Below are 14,535 nucleotides of genomic sequence, written 5' to 3'. Positions count from 1 at the left end.
CGGGCAGCCGGGCCCCGCCGCAGCAAAACACCTGTGACCAAGGCAGGTGGAATGGGCGGCCGAACGCGCAACGCAGGGTGCCTCCGCAACGGCGTGCACAGTGGCGACGTGGAAGCCCGCAGCCCGCGCAAGCCCCGCCCACGCCCGGCCCGCGCTGCCCCTGCCGCTGCGCGGGCCCTCCACGGGCCCGGCGCGCGTCCGGGCGGCCGGTATCCCGCGAGGGGCGGATTCCATGCAATGAAGGCATTAACCCCCATTCCGGCGCCTCCTGCCATGGGGTAAGCTCATTTGGCATTTTGCTGAGCATCTCCAGGATTTCCGTATGACCCAGACACTTTCCGCCGCCGAAGAGGCCCTGCGCGACGCCGCGCGCGAGTACCACCGCAATCCCAGCCGGGGCAAGATTTCGGTCACTCCCACCAAGCCCCTGTCCAACCAGCGCGACCTGTCGCTGGCGTACTCGCCCGGCGTGGCCTACCCCTGCCTGGACATCCAGGCCGACCCGTCCAAGGCGTTCGACTACACCTCGCGCGGCAACCTCGTGGGCGTGATCACCAACGGCACCGCCGTGCTGGGCCTGGGCGACATCGGCCCGCTGGCCGGCAAGCCGGTGATGGAGGGCAAGGGCTGCCTGTTCAAGAAGTTCGCGGGCGTCGACGTGTTCGACATCGAACTGGCCGAGCGCGACCCGGACAAGCTGGTGGAGATCATCGCCGCGCTGGAACCCACGCTGGGCGGCATCAACCTCGAGGACATCAAGGCGCCCGAGTGCTTCTACATCGAAAAGCAGCTGTCCGACCGGCTGAACATTCCCGTCTTCCACGACGACCAGCACGGCACGGCCATCATCTCCAGCGCCGCGCTGCTCAACGGCCTGGAGCTGGTGGGCAAGGACATCGGCGCGGTGAAGATCGCCGTCTCGGGCGCGGGCGCGGCCGCGATTGCCTGCGTGGGCGTGATGGTGGGCCTGGGCGTGAAGGTGGAAAACATCTTCATGTGCGACTCCAAGGGCGTGATCTATGAAGGCCGCCCCGGCGGCTACGACGAATCCAAGGCGCGCTACGCCCAGAAGACCGACGCGCGCACGCTGGCCGACGCCGTCCACGGCGCGGATGTCTTCCTGGGCTGCTCGGCCCCCGGCGTGCTCACGGCCGAGATGGTCAAGACGATGGCCGACAGACCCATCATCCTGGCCCTGGCCAACCCCGAGCCCGAGATCCGCCCCGAACTCGCCAAGGCCATCCGCCCCGACTGCATCATCGCCACGGGCCGCTCGGACTATCCCAACCAGGTCAACAACGTCCTGTGCTTCCCCTACATCTTCCGGGGCGCGCTCGACTGCGGCGCCACGAAGATCACCGAGGCGATGAAGCTTGCCTGCGTGCGCCAGATCGCCGACCTGGCCAAGGCCGACATCAGCGAAGAGGTGGCCAGCGCCTATGCGGGCAAGGAGCTCACCTTCGGCCCGGACTACCTGATCCCCACGCCGTTCGACTCGCGCCTGATCCTCAAGATCGCGCCCGCCGTGGCGAAGGCCGCGGCCGAATCGGGCGTGGCCACGCGCCCCATCACCGACATGGAGGCCTACAAGGAGGCCCTGTCGCGCTTCGTCTACCAGACCGGCATGCTGATGCGCCCCGTGATCAACGCGGCCAAGGCCTTGCCGGACGCGCAAAAGCGCGTGGCCTATGCCGACGGCGAGGACGAGCGCGCGCTGCGTGCCGCGCAGATGGCCATCGACGACAAGATCGCCGTGCCCATCCTGATCGGCCGCCCCGCCGTCATCGCCGCCCGCATCGAGAAGGCCGGCCTGCGCATGCGCCTGGGACAGGACGTGGAAGTGTGCAACCCCGAGGACGACCCCCGGTTTCGCCAGTACTGGGAGCACTACCACCAGCTCATGAAGCGCAACGGCGCCACGCCCGAGGTGGCCAAGGCCGCCGTGCGCCGCTCCAACACCATCATCGCCTCGCTGATGGTCGCCCTGGGCGATGCCGACGCCATGATCTGCGGTCTGGTGGGCACCTATGAAACGCACCTGGAGCGCATCCACAGCATCCTGGGCCGCGAGGAGGGCGTGAACGACTACGCCGCGCTCAACGCGCTGATGACCAACCGGGGCACGCTCTTCATCGCCGACACCTATGTGAACGAGAACCCCACGGCCCAGCAGCTGGCGGACATCGCCTGGATGTCGGTGCAGGAGGTGCAACGCTTTGGCCTGCCGGCCAAGGTCGCCTTCCTGTCGCACTCCAGCTATGGCTCGTCCAAGCGCGCCTCGGCCCGCAAGATGCGCGAGGCGCGCGACCTGTTCGTGGCCGCCCACCCCGGGATCGAATGCGACGGCGAACTGCATGGCGATGCCGCGCTGGAGCCCAACATCCGCAACGCCTACATGGCGGACTCCACGCTCACCGATTCGGCCAACCTGCTGATCTGCCCCAACCTGGACGCGGCCAACATCCTCTACAACGTGCTCAAGACCACGACCAGCGGCGGCGTGACCGTGGGCCCCATCCTCATGGGCGGTGCGGCCACGGCCTACATCCTCACCCCCGCCGCCACCGTGCGCCGCGTGTTCAACATGACGGCGCTGGCCGTGGCCAGCGCGGCGGCACGCCCCAAGTAAGGGCACCGCGCCGCGGGTGCAATGCCCGCGGCGCCTGCCAGCCCCCCGGCATGCACCGTGGCGGGGCCTTCAGCGCCGGAGCGGCCGGCGGGTGTGCCTGCGGCGCACCATTTCGGGAAACCCTGCATGCGCGCCTGCACCGCTTCGGTGAACAATGGTCCGCTGCCTGACATTACAACCACCAAAGCGGGCATCGTTTTTGCTGACCCTGACGGCATGGGCCCCGCGCGCCCGGCCCCACCGGTCGGTCGCCGTGTTGCCCTTCCCTCTCGCCTGCCCTTCTTGTTCTTCTTTCTTCGTCCTTGTTCTTCGCTCGCCGCGTCCCTTGCCGTCTTCTGACAGGAGCCCCCATGAAAAAACGCTCGTTCTTGCAAACCACCGTGCTGATGATGGCCGCCACCGGCCTGTTCTCGCTGGCCCAGGCGCAAACGCCCACGCCGATCAAGTTCCAGCTCGACTGGCGCTTTGAAGGCCCCGCCGCGCTCTTCCTGCAGCCCGTGGCCAAGGGCTACTTCAAGGCGGCGGGCCTGGATGTGACGGTGGATGCCGGCAACGGCTCGGGCGGCGCCGTGCAGCGCGTGGCCTCGGGCACCTACGACATGGGCTTTGCCGACCTGGCCGCCGTGATGGAGTTCCACGCCAACAATCCCGACGCGCAGAACAAGCCCGTGGCGGTGATGATGGTCTACAACAACACGCCCGCCTCCGTGATGGCGCTCAAGAAGAGCGGCATCGCCAAGCCGGCCGACCTGGCGGGCAAGAAGCTGGGCGCACCCGTGTTCGACGCGGGCCGCCGCGCGTTCCCCATCTTCCAGAAGGCCAACGCCATCGGCAGCGTGCAATGGACCGCCATGGACCCACCCCTGCGCGAGACCATGCTGGTGCGCGGCGACGTGGACGCGATCACCGGCTTCACCTTCACCTCGCTCCTGAACCTGGAGGCGCGTGGCGCCAAGGCGGCCGACGTGGTGGTGCTGCCCTATGCCGACTTCGGTGTGAAGCTCTACGGCAACGTGATCATCGCGTCGCCGAAGCTCATCAAGGAGAACCCCGCGGCCATCAAGGCCTTCCTCTCGGCCTTCGCCAAGGGCGCCAAGGAAGTGATCGCCAACCCCGGGGCGGCCATCGAGCACGTGAAGGCGCGCGACGGCATCGTGAACGTGCCGCTGGAAACGCGCCGCCTGCAACTGGCCATCGACACCGTGATCAACAGCCCCGACGCGCGCGCCGAGGGCTTTGGCCAGGCCAAGCCCGGCCGCCTGTCGCTGATGGCCTCGCAGGTGTCGGATGCGTTCAACACCAAGACGCGCGTGAACGCCGACGATGTGTGGAACGCCAGCTTCCTGCCCGGCGCGGCCGAGCTGAACATCCTGCCCAAGAAGTGAAACACACCCTGAGTCGCTTCGCGCCTTTCCCCTCTCTCACATGGCTTCGCAATCCCGGAGGGGGCCGCCCCCATGCGGCGGGGCGGTCCTTGCACGGGGGCGCTGGCTTGAGCCTCGCCAGTTTCGTGCGGGGTGGGTGGCGCTCGGCGCTATTGAAAACTGAAATGCATGGGCCGCTCGCCCGGCCCGGTGCGCAACCTTTATTTACGGACACCTGATGCAGGCTGCCGATTCATATTTCGTGGATTTTCGTGACGTCTGGCTCACCTACAACGACGAGCTGCGCGCGCAGAACCATTTCGCCGTCGAGGCCATCGACCTGCAGGTGCGGCGCGGCGAGTTCATCGCCATCGTCGGTCCTTCGGGCTGCGGCAAGTCCACCTTCATGAAGCTGGCCACGGGCCTGAAGATGCCGTCGATGGGCAAGATCCTCATCGACGGCCAGCCCGTGACCGGCCCGCTCAAGATCTCGGGCATGGCCTTCCAGGCCCCTTCGCTGCTGCCCTGGCGCACCACGGTGGACAACGTGCTGCTGCCGCTGGAGATCGTGGAGCCGTACCGCAGCAGCTTCAAGCAAAAGCGCAAGGAGTACGAGGAGCGCGCGCGCCGCCTGCTGCAGAAGGTGGGCCTGGCCGGCTACGAGGACAAGTTCCCCTGGCAGCTGTCTGGCGGCATGCAGCAGCGCGCCAGCATCTGCCGCGCGCTCATCCACGAGCCCAAGATGCTGCTGCTCGACGAGCCCTTCGGCGCGCTCGACGCGTTCACGCGCGAGGAGCTCTGGTGCATCCTGCGCGACCTGTGGACCGAACAGCGGTTCAACGTGATCCTGGTCACCCACGACCTGCGCGAGTCGGTCTTCCTGGCCGACACGGTGTACGTGATGAGCAAGAGCCCGGGCCGCTTCGTCGTCAGGAAGGAGATCGAGCTGCCGCGCCCGCGCGAGCTGGAGATCACCTACACCAAGGAATTCACCGACATCGTGCACGAGCTGCGCGGCCACATCGGCGCCCTGCGCAAGGCCGACGCGCCCCTCCAGCAATAGATTGATCCGAGCCTGTTTCCATGCACAAGAAAACCGTAGAACGCTGGTCTCCCTGGATCCTGCTGGTCGCGATCATCCTGCTCTGGCAGATCATCTGCTCGGCCTTCAACGTGTCCGAGTTCATCTTCCCCAGCCCCTGGGCCATCGCCACCCAGTTGGTCGAGTTCGGCGGCGTCATCGCGGGCCACGCATGGCGCACCTTCTGGGTGACCATGGCCGGCTTTGGCATCGCCATCGTGGTGGGGGTGCTGCTGGGCTTCGTGATCGGCAGTTCGCGCATCGCCTACGCGGCGGTCTATCCACTGATGACCGCCTTCAACGCGCTGCCCAAGGCGGCGTTCGTGCCCATCCTGGTGGTGTGGTTCGGCATCGGCGTGGGGCCGGCCATCCTCACGGCGTTCCTCATCAGCTTCTTCCCGATCATGGTGAACATCGCCACCGGCCTGGCCACGCTGGAGCCCGAACTCGAAGACGTGCTGCGCGTGCTGGGCGCCAGGCGCTGGGACGTGCTCACCAAGGTCGGCCTGCCGCGCTCCATGCCCTACTTCTTCGGCTCTCTCAAGGTGGCGATCACGCTGGCCTTCGTGGGCACCACGGTGAGCGAGATGACCGCCGCCAACGAAGGCATCGGCTACCTGCTGATCAGCGCGGGCTCCTCCATGCAGATGGGCCTGGCGTTCGCCGGCCTGATGGTGGTGGGCGCGATGGCGATGGTGATGTACGAACTGTTCAGCTGGGTTGAAAAGCGCACCACCGGCTGGGCCCACCGGGGCTCGCAGGGAGAGTGAAGGCCCGGCCGCGCCGGTAGCGGCGTGCAAGGCCCCGGCGCCACGGGCAGCGCCTCTCTTCTTTACAGCCTGCCGCTATACTCGCCGCCCCGTCGACAACAGGATTCCTTGGCATGCGGTTGGAAGTCTTTTTGCGCCCCCTGGCGCTTGTGGGTTGCCTGGGCCTCGCGGCGTGCGGCAGCACGCCCCCGCAACAGCCCGCCACGCCCGCACAGGGCGCGGCCGCCACCGGCACCCCATCCCCAGGCGCGCCCATCAAGGTGGGCATCGCCCTGGGCGGGGGCGCCGCCAAGGGCTTCGCGCACATCGGCGTGATCAAGATGCTGGAAGCCAATGGCTTCGCCCCCGCCGTCGTCTCCGGCACCAGCGCGGGCAGCGTGGTGGGCGCGCTGTACGCCAGCGGCATGAATGCGTTCGAGATGCAGGAAAAAGCCGTGGCGCTCGACGAAGCCAAGATCCGCGACCTGCAGCTGTCGTCCGGCGGGCTGGTGCTGGGCCAGAAGCTCGAGGACTACGTCAACGAGCAGGTGCGCCGCAAGCCCCTGGAGCAAATGGCCAAGCCCTTAGTGGTGGTGGCCACCCGGCTCGAGGACGGCGAGCGCACCGTGTTTTCGCGCGGCAACACGGGCCAGGCCGTGCGCGCCTCGAGCAGCGTGCCGGGCGTGTTCCAGCCGGTCACCATCGGCAAGTACCACTTCGTGGACGGCGGCATCGTGAGCCCCGTGCCGGTGGATGCGGCGCGCCAGCTGGGCGCGGACATCGTGGTCGCCGTGGACATCTCCAACAAGGCCCGGGGCCAGTCGCCAGGCAACATGCTGGGCGCGCTGAACCAGTCGATCGCCATCATGGGCCAGAAGCTGGGCCAGGCCGAACTGGCACGCGCCGACGTCATCATCAGCCCCAAGGTGCTGGACATCGGCCCGGCGGATTTCAGCCAGCGCGCCGGCGCGATCCTGGAAGGCGAGAAGGCCGCCCTGGCCGCCATGCCGCAGATCCGCGAACGCATCGCGCAGCTGCAGGCCGAGCGCGCCCGCGCGGCGCAGCAAGCCCAGCAAAAGGTCCTGGAGGCCGAGTACAAGGCCTGCCTGGACAACCGCTCGCGTCTGCAAAGGCTGGCGGGCATGGCGGGGCTGGACGACCCCTGCCCCGCGCCCGGCAGGTAGCCCGCCGGCCCGGCAGGCCCCCGAGGGCCCGGCCCCGCTGCGCGACATGCGCGCCCGGTACGGTATCGCCCACGTCACGGGAACGGCTCCTTGCTGCGGCGTGCCCACCACACCCCCACCGCGCCACCGGGGACCGCCCCGCGCCTCGGGCAGCACGGCGAAAGCCATGCACACATGTCACACAATGTTCTTGGCATGCCCCATGCATGTCGCTGGGCGCAACACACCATGCCCGGAGACAGCCCATGCCTGCCCTCATGTCCGCAGCGCCCCCCCAGCCCGGCGAAGCAGCCGCCCTTGCCGCCAACGACGGCGTGTACCTGCGCCAGGCCATCGCGTGGTCGTGCCGTGCCCGCGCGCGCGGCAACCCGCCGTTTGGCGCGGTGGTGATCGGCGCGCAGGGCGAGCTGCTGTCCGAGGCGTACTGCAACACCGCCGAAACGGGCGACTGCACCGGCCATGCCGAAACCAATGCCGTGCGCCAGATCAGCGCGCGCGTGGACCGCGACACGCTGGCGGGTGCCACGCTCTACACCTCGGCAGAGCCGTGCGTGATGTGCGCGGGCGCCATCTTCTGGTCGGGCATCGGCCGCGTGGTGTTCGGCATCGACGCGGCGCGCCTGCACGCCCTGCAGGTGCCCCGCTCCCGGCAGGCCTATGCGGCAGCAGCGGCAGCAGCAGCCCTCTCGGGGCGCGACGTGCTGGCGGCGTCGCCCCGTTTCATCGAATGCATCGGCCCCGCCCTCGTGGCCGAAGCCAGCGCGCCACACGTGGGGTTCTGGTCGTCCTGAGCGAGAAGGCTTCGCCAGGGCCCGGCGCCTGGGCCGTCACCGCTTGCCCACGGGGCATAATCAGCTACTTATTTAATAGCAAAAGACACCCGCACCATGCCCTGGCACGCGCGCCTGCAGCTGAACTACTCGGTAGAAAACGCCCGCACCGTGGCGCGCCACGAGCACAGCGGACCGCTGCGCATCCTGCAGAGCCTGTACCCCGAAGGCGACGCGATTTGCCACAACGTGCTGGTGCATCCGCCCGGCGGACTGGTGGGCGGCGACACGCTGGACATCACCGCCACCGTGGGCCCGGGCGCGCACGGCCTCGTCACCACACCGGGCGCCACGCGCTTTTACCGATCCACCGGCCCGCTGGCGCTGCAGCGCAGCCACCTCACCCTGGCCGAGGGTGCCCGGCTCGAATGGCTGCCGCTGGAGGCGCTGTGCTACAGCGCCTGCAATGCCGAGAACCACCTCACGCTGAACCTCGCCCCCGGCGCCGAATGCATGGGCTGGGACGTCACGGCCCTGGGCCTGCCCCACGCCAACCAGCCGTTCGACACCGGCCGCTTCGCACAGCACCTCGAAGTGCCCGGCCTGTGGCTGGAGCGCGGCGTGATCGACGCGGCCGACCAGCGCCTGCTGAACAGTCCCCTGGGCCTGGCGGGGCACCGCTGCCTGGCCAGCCTGTTCTTTGCCGCCGGCACCCCGCTGGACCGCCCCCGCCGCGACGCCGCCCTGGACGCCGCGCGCGCCATGGTGGACGGCCATGCACTCCAGGCCAGCGCCGGCGCCACCAGCCCCAATGCGCAGATGGTCGTGCTGCGCGTGCTGGCGCCACAGGTGGAGCCCGCGATGCAGTTGCTCAAGGCCGTGCGCATGGCCTGGCGGGAGGTGCTGTGGGAATTGGAGGGCGAAGCGCCCCGCATCTGGGCCATGTAGGGCCAGCAGGCCTGCTGGCCCGGCCTGGCCAGGGCGGCACACACGGCACGGCCGAAACCCGGCCGCAGTGCTGCGCCCGGCGGGGCCAGGCCGCCTCCCGTCAGGAGGGCACGGAGCCTGCGCTGGCCCGGGAACGATGGCGCAGTGCCACCAAGGCGGCAATCGCCATGAACACGGCCATCAGGACCAGGCTCCATTCGGCCAGGGTGGGAACAGCGGTGACGGCAGAGGGCGCTACGGCCCAGGCCCGGGCGGAACCAAATGCCAGCGACCGGCTGGTGTCGGCACCCAGGACGAGAACGCATGAATCCGGCACACCCGCGGGCGAGGCGCCGACGGTGAGGCACTGCGCGTTGTGGTCGGCTTCCCCTGTTGCCAGGAACAAGACCCAGGAATGCCGGTCACCCGGCACATGGGGAGAGGTTCCGGTCAGCCAGCGCTGGATCCGGATGTTCGTGGTGGTGATGGCGCCGGAGGCGTTGGTGGACACGTTGAAAAAGAAGATGCGGACGGCCGGGTCTGCACTGGAATAGGTATTGATGCCATCCGAGAAGCTGAAGGCCGTGACCAGGGGCGCCACGTTCGCGGCAGAGAGATTGGCCGCCAGCGGGGCGGAGGTTGTGAACGAGCCTGATGCGCCCATGCTTGTATTGAAGTTCTGGCAGGGGCCCGTCACACACAGGGTGAAATCGATGAACAGGTTGTAGTTGCCGGTCGCGGTGGCCACGTAGGTCGTGGGCTGCGCATGGGCCACGGCTGCGGCGCACAGCATCACCAGCGCCGCGAGCCAATTCTTCATACATTCCTTCATGGACCCCCCCTCCGCGTTTTGTGAAACAACAGGAGAGGGATCGTATAGGCATTCGCCCGCAATACCTATACGCCGATGGGCCCCCATGAAGCCGCCCGATCAGCGGCGGCCCGTCCCGCCGGGGCCCGCTTCGAAAGCAGCCGCCATCCCGGCGGGCGTTTTCGGCAGGCCTCAGGCCGCCGTGGCCGCAGGCACCTTCAGCAAACCATCGGCCTTGAACATCGCGCGGATGCCGCGCACCGCCTGGCGGATGCGGGCCTCGTTCTCGATGAGGGCGAAGCGCACGTACTCGTCGCCCTGGTCGCCGAAGCCGATGCCGGGCGAGACGCAGACCTTGGCCTTGTCGAGCAGCTGGCGCGCGAATTCGAGGGAGCCCAGGGCGCGGTAGGGCTCGGGAATGCGGGCCCAGATGTACATGCTGGCCTTGGGGCAGTCCACGGCCCAGCCCGACTCCGTGAGGCCCTTGTAGAGCACGTCGCGGCGGCGCTGGTATTGGGCGGCGATGTCTTTCACGCACTGCTGGTCGCCCTCCAGCGCGGCGATGGCGGCCACCTGCAGGGGGGTGAAGGTGCCGTAGTCGTGGTAGCTCTTGATGCGCGCGAGCGCGGCCACGAGGTCGGGGTTGCCGACCATGAAGCCCACGCGCCAGCCGGCCATGTTGTAGCTTTTGGAGAGGGTGAAGAACTCCACGGCCACGTCCTTGGCGCCGGGCACTTCCATGATGCTGGGGGCGCGGTAGCCGTCGTACACGATGTCGGCATAGGCCAGGTCGTGCACCACCAGGATGTCGTGCTTCTTGGCCAGGGCGATCACGCGCTCGAAGAACGACAGCTCCACGCACTGCGCCGTGGGGTTGCTGGGAAAGCCGAAGATCATCATCTTGGGCTTGGGGTAGCTGCCACGGATGGCTTTCTCCAGCTCGGCGAAGAAGTCCACGTCGGGCGCCACGGGCACGCTGCGGATGTCGGCCCCGGCGATCACCGCGCCGTAGATGTGGATGGGATAGCTCGGGTCGGGCACGAGCACGGTGTCGCCCCGGTCCAGCGTGGCCAGCATCAGGTGGGCCAGCCCTTCCTTGGAGCCGATGGTGACGATGGCTTCCGTGTCGGGGTTGATGTCCACCGCGTAGCGGTCCTTGTACCAGTGGCTGATGGCGCGGCGCAGGCGGGGGATGCCCTTGCTGGCGGAGTAGCCGTGGGTGTCGGGCCGCTGGGCCACCTCGGTGAGCTTGGCCACGATGTGCGGCGGGGTCGCGCCATCGGGGTTGCCCATGCTCATGTCGATGATGTCTTCGCCCCGGCGGCGGGCAGCCAGTTTCAGCTCGGCCGTGATGTTGAAGACGTAGGGAGGGAGGCGATCGATGCGCGCAAAACGGCGCTTGCCCTGAGAAGAAGACATGCTGGTGAACTTTCACGTAAGCGCCCGGAACCGTCCGAGCGACGTGGCCAACAATGGGGTTGGCCCGCGTTCACTGTAACGCAGAACGCGGTGGCCGGTCTGCAGAGGGCGGCGCTGTAGCGCCGCCGCTACGCTCAGGCCTTGAGGCCCGCCGTGGCGCGCTGCGTGTTCCGCTCGCTGCCCATCGACCACGCGAACATGCCCACGCCGCCGATGCCCAGCAGCACGCCCACCCAGCCAGTGGATGTCCAGCCCATGCCGGCGGAAATCGCCACGCCGCCGAGCCAGGCACCGAGCGCGTTGGCGGCGTTGAAGGCCGAGTGGTTGAGCGCGGCGGCCAGGGTCTGCGCGTCGCCCGCCACGTCCATCAGGCGGATCTGCAGCGCGGGGCCAATGGCGACCAGCGTGCCCAGGAAGAAGGTGGCCAGCGCGGCGGTGACGGGGTGGTGCGCGGCGGGCACGAACAGCGCCAGCACCGCGATGGACCACAGCAGCACCTTGCCGATGGCGGGCATGAGGGCCTTGTCGGCCATGCGCGAGCCCACGATGTTGCCCGCCACCATGCCCAGGCCGAAGAGCGAGAGCACGAAAGGCATGAGCGCGGGCGGCATGCCGGCCACCTCCAGCAGCGTGGGCTTGATGTAGCTGAACACCGCGAACATGCCGCCAAAGCCGATGGCGCCGATGCCCAGGGTGAACCACACCTGCTTGCGCGCCAGCGCGCCCAGTTCGCGCAGGGGGCTGGCGCCGTGCGATGCGGGCATGTCGGGCACCCACAGGCGCACCATGACCACCGCGGCCACGGCGATGAGCCCTACGAAGACGAACGCCGCGCGCCAGCCGAAGTATTCGCCCAGGGCCGCCGCGATGGGCACGCCCACCAGGGTGGCCGTGGTCAGCCCCAGCATGACCCAGCCCACGGCGCGCGCGCGGCGCCCCGGTGGCGCCAGGGCCGCGGCCACGAGGGCGGCCACGCCGAAGTAGGTGCCGTGCGGCAAACCGGTGAACAACCGCATGGCGCTGAGCGACAGGTAGCCCGGCGCCAGCGCCGATGCGAAGTTGCCCAGCGCATACACCACCATCAGCGCCATGAGCAGCGCGCGCCGCCCCCAGTGGGCGCACAGCACGGCCAGCACCGGTGCACCGACCACCACGCCCAGCGCATAGGCGCTGATGACGTGGCCGGCCTGCGGAATGCTGACGCCGATGTCGCGCGCCACCTCGGGCAGCAGGCCCATGATCACGAATTCGCCCGTGCCGATGGAAAAGCCGCCGACCCCCAGGGCCAGCACGGCGCGCACCAGGGTGCGGTCGTCGGTCGGGGCGTGGGCGAGGAACGACGTGGGAGTCAGGGGCGCGGTCATGGCAGCAGGAGCAACAGCAACAAAGGGGCGCTCCACCGGCAGGCGGCGGGCGGCAGGCGATGGACGGGGGTGGAGAAGAAACGCAGTTACGGGGGTAAACCCGATTTTTGTAACCATAGCACGCCCCGCGCTGCCCTGCAGGGGCGAGGGCATGTGCAACCCCGGCACACCGGCCCAACACGCAAGGCTGCTACGCTGACGCCCCGACCCCGCCCTTCCTTCCTCCCCACCCAGGACCGCGAATGACGACGACCCAGAGCACGGCAGACCCCATCGCCAGCAGCGTGAAGGTGCTGGCCTTCGACATCTTCGGCACCGTGGTGGACTGGCACGGCAGCATCGTGCGCGAGATGCAGGCGCTGTACCCGGCCATCGACGGCGACGCGTTCGCCATCGCCTGGCGCAGCGGCTACCAGCCGGCCATGGCGCGGGTGATGCGCGGCGAGCAGGGCTGGACGCGCATCGACGCGCTGCACCGGGGCATCCTCGACGGCATCCTGCCGCGCTTCGGCCTCGCCCACCTGGCAGAGGCCGAGCGCCAGCACCTGAACCATGTGTGGCAGCGGCTGGACCCGTGGCCCGACAGCGTGGCGGGCCTCACGCGGCTCAAAACCCGCTTCATCCTCACGACGCTGTCCAACGGCAACATCAGCCTGCTCACGCACATGGCCAAGCGCGCGGGGCTGCCGTGGGATTGCGTGCTGAGCGCGGAAGTGTTCAAGGCCTACAAACCCAGCCCCGACACCTACCTGGGCGTGGCGCGCGTGTTCGACCTGCGGCCCGGACAGGTGGCGCTGGTGGCCACCCACCACGACGACCTGGCGGCCGCACGCGCCTGCGGCCTGCGCACCGCCTACATCGAGCGCCCGCACGAACTCGGCAAGGCACGGCCCAAGGACGGGTCGCCCCAGCCCGGCAACGATCTGCATGCCACCGACCTGAACGACCTGGCGCGGATGCTGGGCTGCTGAGAGCGGCGCGTGCCACCCCGCAGGCGCCGCCCCCGCGCCGGTTCCAGCGAGGCCGCCCGCGGAATCCTTGCCGGCCCAGGCTGCGGCTACCGCGCCGCCACCAGCAGCTGCACGAACATCTGCACCTTGGCGTTGCACTCGGGGCTGATCGAGGTGAACTCCAGCCCGGCCAGCCACTGCTCGCGCTCGGGCTTGAGCGTGACCACGCGCGCATACACGTCGGTGGCGTGGTAGTCCACGAGCGTGAGGTCGAACTCCACCTTCACCTCGCTGTGCAGCGCCACCGGCTCCGCCACCTCGATCAGCAGGCCGTGGTAGCCGATGTCGCGGATGGCGGCGTGCACGATGTGCGGCACGATGATCTTGTCCTGCATGCGCTGGCACAGGCAGGGCAGGCGCGTGTCCACGCGGTGGCTGCGGCGGAACTCCTGGCGCGGCACCTTGAGCTTGTGCGAGGGGATCGCCACCAGCTCGCGCAGGCTCACCGGCTGCACGCGGCCCTTCACGTACACCTGCATGGGCGCGGTGGCCGACACCAGGCCCCAGCAGCGCTGGTAGGTGGCCTCGCTGATCAGCACCTGCCCGCGCAGGCTGAAGGCCTCGATGCGCGAGGCAAGGTTCACCTCTTCGCCGATGACCGTGTATTCGGAATACAGCTCCGACCCGAAGCGCCCCGCCATCACGTTGCCGGTGTTCACGCCAATGCCCAGAAACACCTGCGGCAGGCGTTCGCGCAGGTGCTCCAGATTCAGGTCACGCATGGCGATCTGCATCTCCACCGCGCACAGCAGCGCGCGGTCCACGTCGTCGTCGCGCCCCATGGGCGCGCCGAACAGCACCATGATCGAGTCGCCCATGAACTTGTCGATGCTGCCCTGGTGCTTGAACACCACCTCGCTCAGCCGCGCCAGACAGCGGTTGAGCGCCGCGATGACCACCGCCGCCGGCTGCGATCCCGACAGCGCGGTGAAGCCGCGCAGGTCCGCCAGCAGGATGGTGACCTCGCGCGGTGCCACGGCCAGGCCTTCGGCGGCGGCGCCATCGGGGCATTCGCTGCCGCGCAGGATCGCCGCCATCTCGGCCTGCGCCCCTTCGCCCAGCGGCGCACCGGTCTCCCGCTCGATCAGCGCCTGCAGCCGGCGCACCGCATCGTGGTTGAATTCTTTGTGCATGAGTGACGAGAGGCTGCAAAAACGGCGGCACGGCCCGGCCCCGCATCCGCCGCACGGCCCGCCCGCCAGGCCACCAGAATAGGTGGCGCCCTCC

At 68.9% G+C, this 14,535-nt stretch carries 12 protein-coding genes; 8 read left to right on the top strand and 4 right to left on the bottom strand.

The window, feature by feature from the left end; genetic code table 11:
* Positions 1 to 322: 322 nt before the first annotated feature.
* The 7 genes from ACAM51_RS20835 to ACAM51_RS20805 all read left to right on the top strand — a co-directional run bounded on the left by ACAM51_RS20835 (position 323) and on the right by ACAM51_RS20805 (position 8,725).
* Positions 323 to 2,629 carry an NADP-dependent malic enzyme gene (locus ACAM51_RS20835; protein WP_218293600.1) on the top strand — a complete coding sequence of 769 codons (2,307 nt, stop codon included), beginning with the start codon at positions 323 to 325 and terminating at the stop codon, positions 2,627 to 2,629.
* Between the two features lie 350 nt (positions 2,630 to 2,979).
* Positions 2,980 to 4,014 (top strand): ABC transporter substrate-binding protein, encoded by a 1,035-nt coding sequence (locus tag ACAM51_RS20830; protein WP_218293599.1) that lies wholly within the window; start codon positions 2,980 to 2,982, stop codon positions 4,012 to 4,014.
* 217 nt (positions 4,015 to 4,231) lie between these two features.
* Positions 4,232 to 5,056, top strand: coding sequence for an ABC transporter ATP-binding protein (locus ACAM51_RS20825; RefSeq protein ID WP_369641731.1), 825 nt, complete (start codon positions 4,232 to 4,234; stop codon positions 5,054 to 5,056).
* Between the two features lie 20 nt (positions 5,057 to 5,076).
* On the top strand, positions 5,077 to 5,844 hold the full coding sequence (locus tag ACAM51_RS20820; protein WP_218293597.1) for an ABC transporter permease: 768 nt from the start codon (positions 5,077 to 5,079) through the stop codon (positions 5,842 to 5,844).
* Positions 5,845 to 5,957: 113 nt separating this feature from the next.
* Entirely contained in the window at positions 5,958 to 7,007 is a 1,050-nt protein-coding gene (locus tag ACAM51_RS20815) for a patatin-like phospholipase family protein (protein WP_369641730.1), read from the top strand.
* 257 nt (positions 7,008 to 7,264) lie between these two features.
* Positions 7,265 to 7,798, top strand: a complete 534-nt coding sequence (locus ACAM51_RS20810; RefSeq protein ID WP_255591745.1) for a nucleoside deaminase — start codon at positions 7,265 to 7,267, stop codon at positions 7,796 to 7,798.
* Between the two features lie 96 nt (positions 7,799 to 7,894).
* Complete coding sequence (locus tag ACAM51_RS20805; RefSeq protein ID WP_369641729.1) at positions 7,895 to 8,725, top strand: urease accessory protein UreD; 831 nt, start codon at positions 7,895 to 7,897, stop codon at positions 8,723 to 8,725.
* Between the two features lie 100 nt (positions 8,726 to 8,825).
* Here the strand turns inward: ACAM51_RS20805 and ACAM51_RS20800 are convergent, their stop codons facing one another.
* The 3 genes from ACAM51_RS20800 to ACAM51_RS20790 all read right to left on the bottom strand — a co-directional run bounded on the left by ACAM51_RS20800 (position 8,826) and on the right by ACAM51_RS20790 (position 12,298).
* Complete coding sequence (locus ACAM51_RS20800) at positions 8,826 to 9,524, bottom strand: IPTL-CTERM sorting domain-containing protein (RefSeq protein ID WP_218341480.1); 699 nt, start codon at positions 9,522 to 9,524, stop codon at positions 8,826 to 8,828.
* 183 nt (positions 9,525 to 9,707) lie between these two features.
* Entirely contained in the window at positions 9,708 to 10,934 is a 1,227-nt protein-coding gene (gene alaC, locus ACAM51_RS20795) for an alanine transaminase (RefSeq protein WP_369641728.1), read from the bottom strand.
* 134 nt (positions 10,935 to 11,068) lie between these two features.
* Positions 11,069 to 12,298, bottom strand: a complete 1,230-nt coding sequence (locus ACAM51_RS20790; RefSeq protein WP_369641727.1) for an MFS transporter — start codon at positions 12,296 to 12,298, stop codon at positions 11,069 to 11,071.
* A 242-nt stretch (positions 12,299 to 12,540) separates the two neighbouring features.
* On the opposite strand from ACAM51_RS20790, the gene ACAM51_RS20785 reads away from it, so the two are divergent.
* Positions 12,541 to 13,269, top strand: coding sequence for a haloacid dehalogenase type II (locus tag ACAM51_RS20785; protein ID WP_218293590.1), 729 nt, complete (start codon positions 12,541 to 12,543; stop codon positions 13,267 to 13,269).
* An 86-nt stretch (positions 13,270 to 13,355) separates the two neighbouring features.
* Here the strand turns inward: ACAM51_RS20785 and ACAM51_RS20780 are convergent, their stop codons facing one another.
* On the bottom strand, positions 13,356 to 14,441 hold the full coding sequence (locus ACAM51_RS20780) for an adenylate/guanylate cyclase domain-containing protein (protein WP_218293589.1): 1,086 nt from the start codon (positions 14,439 to 14,441) through the stop codon (positions 13,356 to 13,358).
* Between the last annotated feature and the right edge of the window lie 94 nt (positions 14,442 to 14,535).

The sequence above is a fragment of the Acidovorax sp. A79 genome (assembly GCF_041154505.1).
GTDB lineage: Bacteria > Pseudomonadota > Gammaproteobacteria > Burkholderiales > Burkholderiaceae_C > Acidovorax.
Note: the sequence above shows the minus strand (reverse complement) of the source record. Positions and strands in the feature narration are given on the sequence as shown.